Here is a 17,189-nt window from a genome sequence, read left to right as displayed (position 1 = left end):
CGGGAGTGGAAAATTTACATGGAAAAGTTTTTCAAGTTAAAGGAAAATCATACAACAGTGTCAACTGAAGTAATGGCTGGGGTAACCACATTTTTTGCAATGAGTTATATTTTATTCGTTAATCCATCCATTTTATCAGCTGCTGGCATGCCTTTCCAAGCAGTGTTTCTAGCAACGATCATTGCTTCTGTTATCGGTACTTTGGTGATGGGGTTATTCGCGAATGTACCTTACGCCCAAGCGCCAGGCATGGGATTGAATGCATTCTTCACCTTTACAGTTGTCTTTGGTTTGGGTTATACATGGCAACAAGCATTAGCAATGGTCTTTATTTGTGGATTGATCAATATCTTGATCACGATCACTAAAATCAGAAAACTGATCATTCATGCCATTCCAGAAAGTTTGCAGCATGCTATTGGCGGGGGGATCGGCATCTTTGTGGCTTATGTCGGGATCAAGAACGCAAATCTATTGAGCTTCTCGGGTGATACAGCTGCAGTTACTGGTTCTACTGTTGAAGGTGACACGATTATCAGTGCTAATTTCAATGGTGGGATTGTTCCTGCCTTGGCCAACTTTAATAACGCGCCGATTATTTTGGCATTGATTGGTTTAGTCGTAACCACATTACTGGTCGTTAAAAATGTCCGTGGTGCGATCATCATTGGTATTTTAAGTACCACCATCATCGGGATTTTGATGGGCGTGGTTGATTTAAGTGCTATTGACTTTCAAGGCAATTCTTTATCAAGCTCAATCAATGAATTAGGGACTACATTTGGGGCAGCATTTGGATCAGAAGGTATGGGTTCATTATTTAGTGATTCTGCTAAAATTCCTCAGGTGATCATGACGATCATTGCGTTTAGTTTATCTGATACGTTTGATACAATTGGTACATTTATTGGTACTGGACGCCGGACTGGTATTTTTTCTAAGAAAGATGAAGAAGCGTTGGAAGACAGCAAAGGGTTCAATACGAAGATGGATAAGGCGCTTTTTGCAGATGCCATTGCAACATCCGTTGGGGCAATTGTTGGAACTTCAAATACAACTACTTATGTTGAATCAGCAGCAGGTATTGGGGCTGGCGGACGGACAGGACTAACTTCTGTCGTTGTGGCTGTATTGTTTGCAATCAGTAGTTTCTTTTCACCTTTGATTTCAGTCGTACCAGCGCAAGCTACAGCGCCTGCTTTGATTTTGGTTGGGGTGATGATGTTGGCCTCATTTGCTGATATCAACTGGACAGATTTAGAAGAAGCAGTACCGGCATTCTTTGCTTCCATTTTTATGGGCCTATGTTACAGCATTTCTTACGGTATAGCTGCTGGATTCATTTTTTATGCATTGGTTAAAGTCGTTAAAGGGAAATTCAACGAAGTGTCACCGATTATTTGGGTAGTAAACGTCTTGTTTATCATGAACTTTGTCATTTTAGCGTTGATTAGTTGAATTTAATGAGAAAAATCTTTCTGTAATTTTCATGCAGAAAGGTTTTTTTTATTTGATTTTTAAGCACAATACGGTATAGTATGTGTGAAAGAAGGTTTATACATGAAAATCGATTGGAAACGGAACCTCCTGATTTCTTGGGTAGGTTGTTTTTTTACAGGTGCTAGTTTCAGTCTGGTCATGCCATTTATTCCCTTATATATAGAAGAATTAGGTGCGCCTACAAGCCAAATTGAGTTGTTTTCTGGTCTGGCTATTTCTGTTACGGCGTTTGCAGCAGCTATTGTGGCACCCATTTGGGGAAATTTAGCTGACCAAAAAGGTCGTCGATTGATGATGATACGAGCAGCTGCTGGTATGACTGTCACAATGGGTTCTCTGGCTTTTGTTCCGAATGTCTATTGGTTGTTGATCATGCGTTTCTTTACAGGTATTTTGTCTGGCTACATTCCCAATGCCACAGCATTGATTGCTTCACAAGCACCACGGGAAAAGAGTGGATGGGCGCTAGGTACTTTGGCAACAGGTGCGATTGCAGGTAATTTGATTGGACCATCAATGGGTGGTGCTTTAGCTGAGTGGTTTGGCATGAAAAATGTCTTTATCATCACAGGGATCGTATTGTTGATCACGTTATTGTTGACGATATTCTTAGTACAAGAAGACTTTACACCGGTTGAAAAAGGGGAAATGCTCTCAATCAAAGAAATATTTAGTCAAATCAAAAATTTACAATTGTTGATTGGCTTGTTCATTACTTCTTTGATTTTGCAATTAGGTGTGACAAGTATTAGTCCAATTTTGACCTTATATATCCGTGATTTAAGCGGAGATACCAATAATGTGCTCTTCGTCAGCGGGTTGATTGTATCGATTGCCGGTGTTTCTGCTATCATTTCCTCTCCGTTTTTGGGGAAAATCGGTGATCGCTATGGCAACCACAAAGTCTTATTAGGCGGATTGGTTTTATCTTTCTTATGTTTCATCCCAATGGGCTTTGTATCGACGCCTTTTCAATTAGGTGCGCTGCGTTTTATGTTAGGTTTTTCAACAGGCGCATTGATGCCTTCTATTAATACATTGATCAGCAAAATCACCCCGGTGGAAGGTGTGAGCCGTGTGTACAGCTACAACCAAATGTTTTCGAACTTTGGGCAAGTTTTGGGCCCAATGGTTGGATCAACGGTCGCTGCCGGTTTTGGTTATCCTGCAGTCTTTTGGGTAACCAGCGGTTTTGTGTTGATCAATATCATCATTTCAAGTTTTAATTTCCGCAAGAGTTTCCGCAAAACAGATATCAGTCAATAGTTGAAAAGAAAAAAAAACCAGTTACAATGGTAGTAACTGGTTTTTTTGTGTTAATGACTTGTCTTTTCAGGCGCAGGTGCGATTGTTCCTATTAGTATAATCACCACACCAGTGATCAAAGAGATGATTGTAGTTAATTGAAAATCGTAAGTGGCTCCGGCTAATGAGCTGCCTAGATAACCAACAACCTGGCCCAATACGAAAGTCCAAAATAAAGTGACTAAGTAACGCATGACGACACCTCTTTTCCGCATAGCTTGCTTTTCGCCTTAAGTTTATCACAAAAAAAATTATTGTAAAGATTTTCACTTTTTCATTTTATTTTTCAAATTTATCTACTATCCGTTCGTAAGAGAACTTTCATTTAAGGAGGAATTTCAATGTATGCTCAGCTTACTACGTTAAGTTCATATTCATTGCTTCAAAGTACGATCAAAATTCCTCAATATATTGCACAAGCCAAAGAATTGGGCTACCAGACAATTGGTTTGACGGATCGAAATGTGATGTATGGCGCAGTTGAATTCTTTCGGCAGTGCCAATTACAACAGATGCAGCCAATCTTTGGTGTGTTGTTTGATTGTCATTTCGTGGAAGGAACAATGACCTTTCCACTTTATTTATTTGCCAAAAACTTGCAGGGCTATCAAAGGTTGATGCGCCTTTCCAGTAAAAAAATGACGACTGATGAACTGGTCATAGCCAATGAGTCTTCGCTGCATGATCTTTTTGGTGTGCTGCCTAATGGTTCCGGGTTTCTTTCAAATCAAACAAACGATGATAGAAAAACCTATACTGAGTTGGAAGATTTGAAAGATTTGTTTGATGCAAACAGCCTGTTTTACGGTGTGGAAAGTGAACAAGCGTCCTTGGAATCGGCTTTTGAACCCTTTAGATCAATAGGTATTGAAGCTTGCAGCTATCAGGAGGTCACGGCGTTGTTTCAAGAAGAAGCATTTGCCGTGGATGTGATGGGGCATATCAAATCTGGCACACAGATCGAAGACTTTCGTCAAGCCAAAGAACTGGACTCTGGCGTCAACCATTTACAAGCGCCAGAGCAAGTCCGTACACGATTTGCTTCTGATTCCCAGGCAATGAGGAATAATCAGCGCATCGCACAAGAGTGTCGTGTTGAACTCCCATTGCATCAACGCTTGCTGCCTCATTTTCCGTTACCAGAAACACAAGATGCCGCAACATTTTTGCGTCAACTATGTTTTGAGCGCTTGCCGCAAAGAGTGGCGCATGTGACCAAGGAATATCAAGAACGCTTGGATTACGAGCTGTCGGTCATCCATAAAATGGGGTTTGATGATTACTTTTTGATTGTCTGGGATGTCATGGATTTTGCCCATCGGCAAAAAATCGTTACTGGTGCTGGTCGTGGTTCGGCCGCAGGGGCTTTGACTGCCTATGTATTGTCGATCACAGATGTTGATCCTATCAAATATGATTTGCTTTTTGAACGGTTTTTGAACCCAGAGCGCTATACGATGCCTGATATAGACTTGGATATTCCTGACAATCGCAGAGACGAAATTTTGCAGTATGTGCGACAAAAATATGGTCAAGAGTATATGGCCCAAATTGCCACATTTGGTACGATGGCAGCAAAAATGGTTTTGCGCGATGTTTCCCGCGTATTCGGCCTCTCGCAAAGTGAAGCCAATCGCTGGTCGAAAGCCATCCCAAATGCTTTGAAAATGACCTTGGCGTTGGCCTATGAACAATCGAATCAATTGCGTGAATTGGTGGCATTCAATGAAAGAAACCAGCTTTTGTTTCAAGTGGCGAAAACATTAGAAGGATTGCCGCGGCATGTGTCTACTCATGCTGCCGGGGTGGTGATCAGTGACAAAAACTTATTAGATTTAGTTCCTTTGCAAACAGGAAGTGATGATATTTGGCTGACGCAGTTTACCATGAATGACGTAGAAACGGTAGGTTTACTGAAGATGGACTTTCTGGGGTTGCGTAATCTATCGATCATTGACAATACCTTGCAAGGAATCAAACGCATGACAAACAAAGAGCTTACGCAAAAAGAAATCCCCTTAGATGATCCAGCAACGCTGGTGCTTTTTCAAAAAGGTGATACAGCTGGTATTTTTCAGTTTGAGTCAGCGGGTATTCGGAATGTATTACGCAAATTAGGACCAGAAAGCATCGAAGATATTGCAGCAGTCAATGCCTTGTATCGCCCTGGGCCTATGCAAAATATTGATATGTTTATCAAGCGTAAAAAGGGACAAGAGCCAGTTGTTTACCCAGATGACAGCCTGAAGCCCATCTTGAAAAATACCTATGGCATCATTGTCTATCAAGAACAAATCATGCAAGTGGCGTCAAAAATGGCGGGTTTTACCTTGGGGCAAGCGGATATTTTGCGGCGGGCTATCAGTAAGAAGAAAAAAGATATTCTTGATGAAGAACGACGTCATTTTGTTACAGGTGCTATCGAGAATCATTACGATGCCGATAAGGCGACGCTTGTGTATGATTATATCGAACGCTTTGCGGATTATGGTTTCAACCGCTCTCATGCCTTTGCGTATTCAGTGATTGGGTTTCAGATGGCGTATTTAAAGGTACACTACCCAGCACCATTTTTTGCGGCGATTCTTCATTCTGTACGCAACAATGCGAGCAAAATGAAAGAATACTTGAACGAGGCAGCCAAATATGGCGTCTCGGTCCTTCCACCAACGATCAATACCAGCAACTACAGTTTCCAATTACAAAAAAATGGCACGATTCGCTTTGGATTTAGTAGTATCAAAGGGATCAGAAGGGATATGATCCAAGACATTATCGATGAACGTAAGTCACAGGGACCATATAGCTCGATGGATCAGTTTTTATTACGCCTCAATCAACGCAACAGCAAATGGCTCAAGCTCGACTATTTGGTGCCGTTGGTCAGCATTGGTGTATTTGATGAGTTGACTAAGAATCGGAAGCAGACATTGATTCAATTAGAAGGCAAAATCCAAAATATTGCTTATAGCGGTGGCAGCCTTGATTTGTTGGAAACGATGGCTTTAAAAGAAGCGGCGATTTCTGATTATTCAATAGAAGAGAAGTTAGCACTAGAAGAGGAATACCTGGGTGTGTATTTATCCGGACATCCAGTAGAACAATTTCACAAATTAAAACAATTTAAGCAGGTCACAGATATTGCAAATTTGGTGCCCAATGAGCAGGTCAGGATCTTACTGTATGTGCGAAAAATAAGAGAAATCAGAACGAAAAAAGGTGAACAGATGGCCTTTGTGGAAGGAACAGATGCGAGTCGAGAATTATCAGTCACGATTTTCCCCCTTATTTATCGACAAGTCCGTTCATTGATTGAAGAAAACGCGGTTTTATACATTGAAGGGAAAGTTGAGGTAAGTCGTTACAATGGTGAAATTCAGCTAATTGCTGATAAAATAGATTTAGCAGAAAATGAGCAAAATAAGATGGGACAGCTAACCTGTTATTTGAAAATTTCTGCTGAAGCACAAGCATCTAAAATGCAAGAATTGGCACATGTGATGAAACAACACAAGGGAACGAATCCAGTTGTAATGTTTTATGCACAAAGTGGAAAGAAAGTATTGTTGAAGGAAACGAATTGGGTCAGTCACGATCAGCATTTTGTGGAACAGCTTGAAGAATTATTAGGAAAAGGAAATGTTGTTTTCAAGTAATTTTCGGAAAATGGCAATCAAACTTACACTTTTTTCAACTTTTTCCTAGTATCCCAAGACATTTGTCTTGAATGATGGTAGAATATTACTCGTGGTTATTACTTGAAAAGTATCAAACAGGGACTTCCCTAACAAAATCTTTTGATGAGGTGAAAGAATAATGAAACGCATTGGAATCCTAACCAGTGGCGGCGATGCACCAGGCATGAACGCAGCGGTCCGCGCAGTTGTCAGAAAGGCGATTTTTGACGGACTTGAAGTATATGGTATCAATTATGGATATGCTGGTTTAGTTGCTGGTGATATTCGTCGTTTGGATGTTGCTGATGTTGGCGACAAAATCCAACGAGGCGGTACATTCTTGTATTCAGCAAGATATCCTGAATTTGCGACACAAGAAGGCCAATTAAAAGGTATTGAACAATTGAAAAAATTTGGTATCGAAGGTCTAGTAGTTATTGGTGGCGATGGGTCATATCATGGTGCGATGGCTTTGACACGACATGGTTTCCCAGCTATCGGTATTCCAGGAACGATCGATAACGATATTCCAGGTACGGACTTTACAATCGGATTCGATACTGCAATCAATACGGTATTAGAATCAATTGACCGGATTCGTGATACTGCGACTTCTCATGTACGGACATTTGTGATTGAAGTCATGGGCCGCGGTGCTGGAGATATTGCACTTTGGTCTGGTGTTGCTGGTGGTGCGGATGAAATAATCATCCCTGAACATGATTTTGATATGCAAGTAGTGGCTGATCGTATTCGCGAAGGTCGCGACCGCGGGAAAAAACATTGCTTGATCGTCCTTGCTGAAGGTGTGATGGGCGGAAACGAATTTGCGGATAAACTATCACAATATGGCGACTTCCATACCAGAGTATCTATTCTTGGTCACGTTGTCCGCGGTGGTTCACCAAGTGCCCGCGACCGTGTTTTGGCAAGTAAATTCGGGGCGTATGCTGTTGAATTATTACAAGAAGGTAAAGGCGGATTGTGTATTGGTATCGAAGACAACAAAATGATTGCTTCAGATATCATCGACACCTTAGAAAATAACCGTCATAAACCAGACCTTTCTTTATATGAGTTAAATAAAGAAATTTCATTTTAAGCATACGCAGCAACGCACAGAACTTTTAAAAAGAGCTTTTTTAGCTATTTTAAATAAATGAATAGGAGCGTTTAGTAATGAAAAAAACAAAAATCGTTAGTACATTAGGACCAGCAAGTAATAGTGTGGAGATTATTTCTCAACTGATTGAAGCCGGTGCGAATGTTTTCCGTTTCAACTTCTCTCATGGGGACCATGAAGAACAATTGGCACGGATGACAATGGTTCGTGAAGCCGTCAAAAAAGTTGGTCAAGATGTAGGTATTCTTTTAGATACAAAGGGTGCTGAAATTCGGACTACTGTACAAGATACGACTGAAGCTGACTTTGGCCGTGCTGGATACATCCAATTCAACGTTGGTGATGAAACACGCATCTCAATGGATCCAGAACACAAAGGCTCAAAAGAAAAAATTGCTGTAACATATCCTGGTTTATTTGAAGACGTACACGTTGGCGGACATATCTTATTTGATGATGGTTTGATCGACATGGAAATCACAGAAAAAGACGAAGCAAACCGTGAATTAGTTGTGACTGTGAAAAATGCAGGTATGTTGGGATCTCGTAAAGGTGTGAATGCACCAGGCGTATCAATCAGCTTGCCAGGTATTACTGAAAAAGATGCGGATGATATCCGTTTCGGTCTTGATAATGATATCGACTTTATTGCCGCTTCATTCGTACGTAAAGCACAAGATGTACTTGAAATTCGTGAAATCTTAGAAGAAAAAGACATGACCCATGTCCAAATTTTCTCTAAAATCGAATCTCAAGAAGGTATCGACAATATCGATGAAATCATCAAAGTTTCTGATGGTATCATGGTTGCTCGTGGTGATATGGGTGTTGAGATTCCAGCAGAAGAAGTACCAATGGTTCAAAAGAGCATCATCAAAAAATGTAATGCGGCTGGAAAATCAGTTATCACTGCTACACAAATGCTAGAATCAATGCAACAAAACCCACGTCCAACACGTGCGGAAGCATCAGACGTTGCCAATGCTGTCTTTGATGGTACAGACGCAACGATGTTATCAGGTGAATCAGCAAATGGGGATTACCCAGTTGAATCAGTTGCTACAATGGCACGTATCGATATCGAAGCTGAAAAATCATTATCTGAAAACAGCACATTCCAAATCAATCAATTTGATAAAACAGATGTAACTGAAACAATCGGTTTATCCGTTGCCCGTGCGGCGAAAAACTTAGGTGTTAAAACAATCGTTGCAGCAACTGAGTCTGGTTACACAGCGAAAATGATCTCTAAATACCGTCCAGATGCAGATATCTTGGCAGTAACATTTGACGAACGTACAAAACGCGGTTTGATGTTAAATTGGGGCGTTTACCCAACAGTTGCACAAAAACCAACAACAACTGACGAAATGTTTGAATTGGCTTCTAAACAAGCTGTTGATTTAGGTTTCGCTAAAGAAGGCGATTTGATTTTGATCACTGCTGGTGTACCTGTTGGTGAACGCGGTACAACAAATGTGATGAAGATTCAATTGATTGGTTCTAAATTATTAGAAGCACAAGGAATCGGTGAAAAATCAGTTGTCGCAAATGCTGTGATCGCACATTCTGCTGAAGAAGCAATTGCAAAAGCGAAAGATGGCATGATTCTAGTTGTGCCAACAACTGACAAAGAATATATGCCAGCTATCGAAAAAGCTGCTGCATTGATTGTTGAAGACGGCGGCTTAACTTCTCACGCGGCTGTTGTAGGGATCGCAAAAGATCTACCTGTGATCGTTGGGGCGAAAGATGCAACAACAACAATCAAAGACGGCGAATTGATTACGCTCGATTCACGTCGTGGTATCGTATACCGTGGCGAAACAACTGCCATCTAAGTTGAGTTGAATGAGCAATTGGAACAGGCAGCGTAAAATAAACTGCCTGTTCTTTTTTATGGTTATTATTTCAGGTATCAAAAGGCTGAAACGGTACCAAAAGTTCTGAGAAAGGTGTCAAGAAAATTTCATTGACAAAGCCTCAGAAGCCCTGTATAATTGCTTTTGTTGCTTAGGGGTGATAAGAATGAAATGGTCTTTATTGGAATTAAAAAAATACCAAGAAGAGCCACTACTGTTCGATGAAACATTGGACTTAAAAAATCAACTGATCAAACGTGATGAGCAAATCATTGATTTGTCGCCAGTCAAAGTAAAAGGGTTTATTAGTGCTGGCAAGCATGAATACTTATTGCATTATCAAGTTGAAACGACGATGACCTTACCGTCTACCCGTTCACTAGAACCAGTCGCTTTAGCTTTTGATTTCACTGTCGATGAATGTTTCATGACACCAGAGCAATTTCAGCGCCGCGATGAAACGATCGTCGAAGAAGAAGTGTTATTGATCGAGGGACAAACGATCAGTCTTGACGAATCTGTAGCGGATAATTTATTACTTGCGATTCCTTTGCGAGTCTTGACTGAGAAGGAAAAAGAAAGCACAGAAATGCCTTCAGGCAATGATTGGGCTGTTCTTTCGGAAGAAGACTTTGCAAAACAAAAAGAAACGCAAGCTCAACAAGTTGATCCTCGTCTTGCAAAACTATCGGAACTATTCAATGAATCAGATGATGATAATGCGTAGGATTGGAATAAATTGCAGCCTCAAGGTTGCGTTCATTAACAAGGAGGTGTAGCAAAATGGCAGTACCAGCAAGAAGAACTTCAAAAGCGAAGAAAGCAAAACGTCGTACACATTACAAATTGACGATCAATGGTTTGAACGAATGTGCAAACTGTGGTGAAATGAAAAAAAGCCACCATGTCTGCGCAAACTGTGGTCATTACGATGGCAAAGACGTTGCAACAAAAGAAGCATAACCCTTTTTATGAAAAAGGATTTTAAAACCACAGGCTAACCATGGAGCCTGTGGTTTTTTTCTTTTTTTTTAATTTGTAATTTTTCTGAAAAAAATTTTGTGGTTCGATAGAGAATGGTTCAAAAGCAAGCCTATTTGCGCTATAATGATGAAGATAATAAAATCTTAGGAGGATGAAAGATGACAAAACAACAAATCGGCGTTGTCGGTATGGCTGTTATGGGCAAAAACTTGGCCTTAAACATTGAAAGCCGTGGTTATTCTGTTGCATTGTTTAACCGTACGGGTTCAAAAACCGAAGAAGTAGTAAAAGAGCATCCTGATAAAAATTTCAAAGCAACTTATACGATAGAAGAGTTTGTGCAATCGATTGAAACACCGCGACGTATCTTGCTGATGGTCAAAGCTGGTTTTGCAACAGATGCAACGATCCAAGAATTATTGCCTCATTTAGATAAAGGTGATATTTTGATCGATGGCGGGAATACATTCTTTAAAGATACAGTACGCCGTAATGAAGAGTTGGCGAACTCAGGGATCAACTTTATTGGTACTGGTGTATCCGGTGGGGAAGAGGGTGCTTTAAAGGGGCCTTCAATCATGCCTGGGGGCCAAAAGGAAGCCTATGAATTGGTGGCACCAATTTTGGAACAAATTTCGGCTAAAGCTGAAGACGGTGCTCCTTGTGTGACTTACATTGGTCCAAATGGTGCGGGGCATTATGTAAAAATGGTCCACAATGGGATTGAATATGGTGATATGCAATTGATTGCTGAATCCTATGACTTGATGCAAAATATTTTAGGGCTATCTGTAGATGAAATGGCAGATATTTTTGCTGAATGGAACAAAGGTGAACTAGATAGCTATCTGATTGAAATCACAGCTGATATTTTGACACGTAAAGATGATGAAGGGACAGGAAAACCAATCGTCGACGTGATTCTTGATGCTGCTGGCAATAAAGGAACAGGGAAATGGACAAGTCAAAGTGCTTTAGATTTGGGCGTCCCACTACCGTTGATCACAGAATCTGTATTTGCCCGCTATATTTCTGCTTATAAAGAAGAACGTGTCAATGCAAGCAAAGTGTTGCCAAAACCTGAAGCTGTTGCTTTTGAAGGTGACAAAGAAGCATTTATCAACAAAATCCGCGAAGCGTTGTACTTTAGCAAAATCATGAGCTATGCCCAAGGCTTTGCACAATTGCGTACAGCTTCAAAAGAATATGATTGGGATCTGCCATTTGGTGAAATTGCAAAAATTTGGCGTGCTGGTTGTATCATTCGTGCACAATTTTTACAAAAAATCACGGATGCTTATGACAAAGATCCAGATATCGAAAACTTGTTATTGGATGAGTACTTCATCGATATTACAAAAAGATATCAACAATCAGTACGTGAAGTGGTTGCATATGCTGTTCAAGCGGGTGTACCAGTTCCTACGTTCTCTTCAGCGATCGCTTACTTTGATTCTTACCGCTCAGATCGCTTACCAGCTAATTTGATCCAAGCACAACGGGATTACTTTGGCGCACATACGTATGAACGTACAGACAAAGAAGGTATTTTCCATTATTCTTGGTATGACGAAGCGTAAGCATTTGCTCGTTTCAAGGAAGAGAAGGGCCAAAAGTGAGAACTTTTGGTCAATCTCTTTTTTATTTTTTAGATACATGCTAAAATAAGACAGATAATGTCTGATATTTAAGCAGAAATAACCAATAAAGGAGCTATCAATCATGAGTAATATTCTAATCATTGAAGATGAAAAGAACTTAGCTCGATTTGTGGAATTAGAATTAAAACATGAAGGTTACAATACAGAGGTTCATTATAATGGCCGAACAGGGCTAGATGCGGCGTTGAATAATGAGTGGGATGCGATCTTGCTAGATTTGATGCTGCCAGAATTGAACGGACTTGAAGTCTGTCGTCGTGTCCGTCAAAGTAAAAATACGCCAATCATCATGATGACCGCAAGAGATTCTGTCATTGATCGCGTATCGGGGTTGGATCATGGTGCGGATGATTATATCGTCAAACCTTTTGCAATCGAAGAATTGTTGGCGCGTCTGAGAGCTTTATTGCGCCGAATCGATATCGAAGGCGATAAAAACGTGGCAAAACAAACAACGATCACATATCGTGATTTAACGATCGAAAAAGAGAATCGGGTTGTTCGTCGTGGCACAGATGTCATCGAATTAACCAAACGGGAATACGAATTGTTGCTGACATTGATGGAGAACGTCAATGTTGTATTAGCACGTGATGTATTGTTAAATAAAGTATGGGGGTATGAGACAGAAGTTGAGACCAATGTGGTTGATGTCTATATCCGTTACCTAAGAAATAAAATCGATGTACCAGGGGAAGAAAGCTATATTCAAACAGTTCGTGGTACAGGATATGTGATGCGCTCGTGAACCTAAAAAATGGAATGAAAAGATTAAGAGAACTGAAGGGGCCTTCTTTAACAGTGAAGTGGGCCTTCGCTAGTTCTTTCTTTATATTCGTTGTCTTTACTATTTTCGCGGTCATTACTTATAAAACTTCTGTCAATCTGATCGTGGCCAAAGAAGAGAATAACGTCGAACGAACAATGTCTGAGGTGGCTTCACGTTTGGCAAATTCAGACCAAGAATTGACATTGGTACGTACGTATCGTAATTTGACAAAGAATGATACCGGGGAAACCAGTATCTATGATAGAACATCTACGATCGATGGAAATCTGATGAAAATCGATTCATTTATTTCGGAGCTAGGGCAGTCATCATTAAGTTTATTTGTTTATAATCTTAGCCAAGATTTGGTTTTCAAAACCCATGAGAACGATTTGGCATTGATCGATATCGAACGTAAAGCACCTACTATCGTCACGCTTGATGGAATCACTGGTTTCTTATCGATCCAGCCCATTTATTCTAAAGAGACAAGAGAAAAAGTAGGCTATGCCCAAACATTTTATGAGTTGACCTCGTTTTATGAGATTCGCAGTAAGTTACTGCTGACGTTGATCATTTTGGAAATTGTTTCTTTGATACTGAGTAGTGTATTAGGTTTCTTTTTATCTGCGTATTTCCTGCAACCGTTGAAAGTGCTGCGAGATACAATGGAAACCGTCCGCAAAAATCCTCAATCGACTGTCCATATGCCAGAGCTAAACTCCAACGATGAATTATCAGATTTAGCAGACATCTTTAATGAAATGCTTGATCGTATGCGTTCTTATATTGAACAACAAGAGCGCTTTGTGGAGGATGTATCACATGAATTGCGCACACCAGTTGCAATCATTGAAGGGCATATGAATCTTTTACAGCGCTGGGGAAAAGATGACCCGGAAATTTTAGATGAATCTCTTTCAGCTAGTTTGCAAGAAATCAGCCGTATGAAAACATTGGTGCAAGAAATGCTTGATCTCTCTCGGGCAGAGCAAGTGGATGTACATTATGGGAATGAAACGACCAAAGCCAAAGAAGTGGTTTATCAAGTGTTTAACAATTTCAAGATATTGTACCCTGATTTTGTTTTTACGTTAGATGATGACTTATATCATGAATTGATTTTGAAGATTTATCGGAATCATTTTGAACAAATCATTATTATTGTCTTGGACAATGCAGTCAAATATTCGACTGAGCGCAAGGAAGTCCATTTATCAATATCCAAAGAGCGTGATCAATTTATGATCGCCATTCAAGATTTTGGTGAAGGAATCACTGCGGAAGATTTAGAGAAGATATTCAATCGGTTTTATCGAGTAGATAAAGCTCGTGCACGAACAAAAGGCGGAAATGGTCTTGGATTATCGATTGCCAAACAATTATTGGCAAGTTACAAAGGTAAAATCACAGCAGAGAGTGTAGTTGGTCAAGGGACTATTTTTAGAATCAAGATACCAATTCTGACATCAGAGGATAGAGAATCAAGAGAACGCTGATTTGATAAATAGCGTTCTCTTGTTTTTTTTACAAAAAGCAAGGTCTAAAACAGTGTGGATGACTGATTAAGCGAACAATACATGATAAAAAAGAGGAAAGATTCGCGTATAAAAATTATTCAAAAAAAGACTGTGATTTTAGTTGATTTTTCTGGTTAGAATTGCTATATTATTACTTGTCTTTGTTAACGCAGTGGTCATAAATTTTTCTTCAATCTTTTTCAAAAAAGATATTGACGAATGATTTTACAAGTGTTATTATAACAAAGTCATAAAAAACAAATCACTTCTAAATGCGTTTAAATCAAAAAACTTTATCAAAAAAGTGTTTGACAAATAACGTTTCAAGTGATATGATAATTAAGTCGTTGTGAATGATGTTGAAATTAAATAACATCTTCTGAAAAAACTTTTATAAAAAGTGTTGACAATCACTTGTCACTCTGATATGATATAAAAGTTGCTAACGCAACAACGTAGACCTTTGAAAACTGAACAAAGCAAGCAAACGAACCAATGTGTAGGACGCTTCATTATATGAAGCAAATACATGCAAGCAATAGCTAGCAAAAGTTAATTTTTATGAGCTTAACGATCCTTTGGATCGTTCAAACAAATCATTATGAGAGTTTGATCCTGGCTCAGGACGAACGCTGGCGGCGTGCCTAATACATGCAAGTCGAACGCTTTTTCTTTCACCGGAGCTTGCTCCACCGAAAGAAAAAGAGTGGCGAACGGGTGAGTAACACGTGGGTAACCTGCCCATCAGAAGGGGATAACACTTGGAAACAGGTGCTAATACCGTATAACACTATTTTCCGCATGGAAGAAAGTTGAAAGGCGCTTTTGCGTCACTGATGGATGGACCCGCGGTGCATTAGCTAGTTGGTGAGGTAACGGCTCACCAAGGCAACGATGCATAGCCGACCTGAGAGGGTGATCGGCCACACTGGGACTGAGACACGGCCCAGACTCCTACGGGAGGCAGCAGTAGGGAATCTTCGGCAATGGACGAAAGTCTGACCGAGCAACGCCGCGTGAGTGAAGAAGGTTTTCGGATCGTAAAACTCTGTTGTTAGAGAAGAACAAGGATGAGAGTAGAATGTTCATCCCTTGACGGTATCTAACCAGAAAGCCACGGCTAACTACGTGCCAGCAGCCGCGGTAATACGTAGGTGGCAAGCGTTGTCCGGATTTATTGGGCGTAAAGCGAGCGCAGGCGGTTTCTTAAGTCTGATGTGAAAGCCCCCGGCTCAACCGGGGAGGGTCATTGGAAACTGGGAGACTTGAGTGCAGAAGAGGAGAGTGGAATTCCATGTGTAGCGGTGAAATGCGTAGATATATGGAGGAACACCAGTGGCGAAGGCGGCTCTCTGGTCTGTAACTGACGCTGAGGCTCGAAAGCGTGGGGAGCGAACAGGATTAGATACCCTGGTAGTCCACGCCGTAAACGATGAGTGCTAAGTGTTGGAGGGTTTCCGCCCTTCAGTGCTGCAGCAAACGCATTAAGCACTCCGCCTGGGGAGTACGACCGCAAGGTTGAAACTCAAAGGAATTGACGGGGGCCCGCACAAGCGGTGGAGCATGTGGTTTAATTCGAAGCAACGCGAAGAACCTTACCAGGTCTTGACATCCTTTGACCACTCTAGAGATAGAGCTTCCCCTTCGGGGGCAAAGTGACAGGTGGTGCATGGTTGTCGTCAGCTCGTGTCGTGAGATGTTGGGTTAAGTCCCGCAACGAGCGCAACCCTTATTGTTAGTTGCCATCATTTAGTTGGGCACTCTAGCGAGACTGCCGGTGACAAACCGGAGGAAGGTGGGGATGACGTCAAATCATCATGCCCCTTATGACCTGGGCTACACACGTGCTACAATGGGAAGTACAACGAGTTGCGAAGTCGCGAGGCTAAGCTAATCTCTTAAAGCTTCTCTCAGTTCGGATTGTAGGCTGCAACTCGCCTACATGAAGCCGGAATCGCTAGTAATCGCGGATCAGCACGCCGCGGTGAATACGTTCCCGGGCCTTGTACACACCGCCCGTCACACCACGAGAGTTTGTAACACCCGAAGTCGGTGAGGTAACCTTTTTGGAGCCAGCCGCCTAAGGTGGGATAGATGATTGGGGTGAAGTCGTAACAAGGTAGCCGTATCGGAAGGTGCGGCTGGATCACCTCCTTTCTAAGGAATATTTCGGAAGACTACACATCGTTTGCCTTTGTTCAGTTTTGAGAGGTCTACTCTCAAGTAAATACCCGGGGCCTTAGCTCAGCTGGGAGAGCGCCTGCTTTGCACGCAGGAGGTCAGCGGTTCGATCCCGCTAGGCTCCATTAACGACATTGGTCGTTATGTATTGTTCATTGAAAACTGGATATTGAAGAAATCAAAACAAGTAACACACACCGAGTTGAACAAAAAAAGAGTTTTTTAATAAGTTCAACGCTTATTTTAGTCAAGTAACCTTCTATCGCTAGAAGAAGTGCTTGAAAAACCGACCGTAAGGTCAAAGGTTAAGTGAATAAGGGCGCACGGTGGATGCCTTGGCACTAGGAGCCGATGAAGGACGGGACTAACACCGATATGCTTTGGGGAGCTGTAAGTAAGCTATGATCCAGAGATTTCCGAATGGGGGAACCCAACATCTTTTATAGGATGTTACGTCTGTGTGAATACATAGCACAGTCGAGGTAGACGCAGAGAACTGAAACATCTAAGTACCTGCAGGAAGAGAAAGAAAATTCGATTCCCTGAGTAGCGGCGAGCGAAACGGGAAAAGCCCAAACCAACAAGCTTGCTTGTTGGGGTTGTAGGA

The 17,189-nt window shown here is 41.2% G+C and carries 11 protein-coding genes, 1 tRNA gene and 2 rRNA genes (1 of these 14 cut by a window edge); 13 read left to right on the top strand and 1 reads right to left on the bottom strand.

All coding sequences use genetic code 11. From position 1 onward, the window contains the following. Nucleotides 1-18: 18 nt before the first annotated feature. Together IGI41_RS10115 and IGI41_RS10110 are read left to right on the top strand one after the other, a co-directional pair. Complete coding sequence (locus IGI41_RS10115; RefSeq protein ID WP_430609653.1) at nt 19-1,458, top strand: NCS2 family permease; 1,440 nt, start codon at nt 19-21, stop codon at nt 1,456-1,458. A gap of 102 nt (nt 1,459-1,560) precedes the next feature. Next, nucleotides 1,561-2,766, top strand: coding sequence for a multidrug efflux MFS transporter (locus tag IGI41_RS10110; RefSeq protein ID WP_430609652.1), 1,206 nt, complete (start codon nt 1,561-1,563; stop codon nt 2,764-2,766). A gap of 50 nt (nt 2,767-2,816) precedes the next feature. Here IGI41_RS10110 and IGI41_RS10105 read toward each other — a convergent pair whose 3' ends face one another. Continuing rightward, nucleotides 2,817-2,999, bottom strand: a complete 183-nt coding sequence (locus IGI41_RS10105) for a YjzD family protein (RefSeq protein WP_430609651.1) — start codon at nt 2,997-2,999, stop codon at nt 2,817-2,819. Between the two features lie 147 nt (nt 3,000-3,146). Between IGI41_RS10105 and dnaE the strand changes: the two genes are divergently transcribed. From dnaE to IGI41_RS10050, 11 genes are all read left to right on the top strand, one after another. Then, nucleotides 3,147-6,461 carry a DNA polymerase III subunit alpha gene (gene dnaE, locus IGI41_RS10100; protein WP_430609650.1) on the top strand — a complete coding sequence of 1,105 codons (3,315 nt, stop codon included), beginning with the start codon at nt 3,147-3,149 and terminating at the stop codon, nt 6,459-6,461. A gap of 160 nt (nt 6,462-6,621) precedes the next feature. Beyond that, the gene (gene pfkA, locus IGI41_RS10095) at nt 6,622-7,584 is read left to right on the top strand and encodes a 6-phosphofructokinase (RefSeq protein ID WP_430609649.1); all 963 of its coding nucleotides are present in this window, start codon (nt 6,622-6,624) and stop codon (nt 7,582-7,584) included. 77 nt (nt 7,585-7,661) lie between these two features. Then, nucleotides 7,662-9,446 (top strand): pyruvate kinase, encoded by a 1,785-nt coding sequence (gene pyk / locus IGI41_RS10090; RefSeq protein WP_430609648.1) that lies wholly within the window; start codon nt 7,662-7,664, stop codon nt 9,444-9,446. 187 nt (nt 9,447-9,633) lie between these two features. Further along, a complete protein-coding gene (locus IGI41_RS10085) occupies nt 9,634-10,194 on the top strand; it encodes a YceD family protein (RefSeq protein WP_430609647.1) in 561 nt (186 codons plus the stop codon). Nucleotides 10,195-10,250: 56 nt separating this feature from the next. Continuing rightward, nucleotides 10,251-10,430, top strand: coding sequence for a 50S ribosomal protein L32 (gene rpmF / locus IGI41_RS10080; protein WP_054115330.1), 180 nt, complete (start codon nt 10,251-10,253; stop codon nt 10,428-10,430). Nucleotides 10,431-10,609: 179 nt separating this feature from the next. Further along, on the top strand, nt 10,610-12,031 hold the full coding sequence (gene gndA, locus IGI41_RS10075) for an NADP-dependent phosphogluconate dehydrogenase (protein WP_430609646.1): 1,422 nt from the start codon (nt 10,610-10,612) through the stop codon (nt 12,029-12,031). Between the two features lie 142 nt (nt 12,032-12,173). Further along, a complete protein-coding gene (locus tag IGI41_RS10070; protein WP_005229193.1) occupies nt 12,174-12,860 on the top strand; it encodes a response regulator transcription factor in 687 nt (228 codons plus the stop codon). A gap of 14 nt (nt 12,861-12,874) precedes the next feature. Further along, a complete protein-coding gene (locus tag IGI41_RS10065) occupies nt 12,875-14,380 on the top strand; it encodes a HAMP domain-containing sensor histidine kinase (RefSeq protein WP_430609645.1) in 1,506 nt (501 codons plus the stop codon). Between the two features lie 618 nt (nt 14,381-14,998). Further along, a 16S ribosomal RNA gene (locus tag IGI41_RS10060) occupies nt 14,999-16,558 on the top strand. 76 nt (nt 16,559-16,634) lie between these two features. After that, nucleotides 16,635-16,707 (top strand) — tRNA-Ala (locus IGI41_RS10055). A 178-nt stretch (nt 16,708-16,885) separates the two neighbouring features. After that, a 23S ribosomal RNA gene (locus IGI41_RS10050) occupies nt 16,886-17,189 on the top strand (it continues 2,611 nt past the right edge of the window). Together the 16S and 23S rRNA genes with 1 tRNA gene alongside form the textbook arrangement of a ribosomal RNA operon.

The sequence above is a fragment of the Enterococcus sp. DIV0876 genome, from assembly GCF_050529585.1.
Lineage (GTDB): Bacteria > Bacillota > Bacilli > Lactobacillales > Enterococcaceae > Enterococcus_D.
The sequence above is the reverse complement of the archived record's forward strand: the minus strand, read 5'-3'. Positions and strand labels throughout refer to the sequence as shown.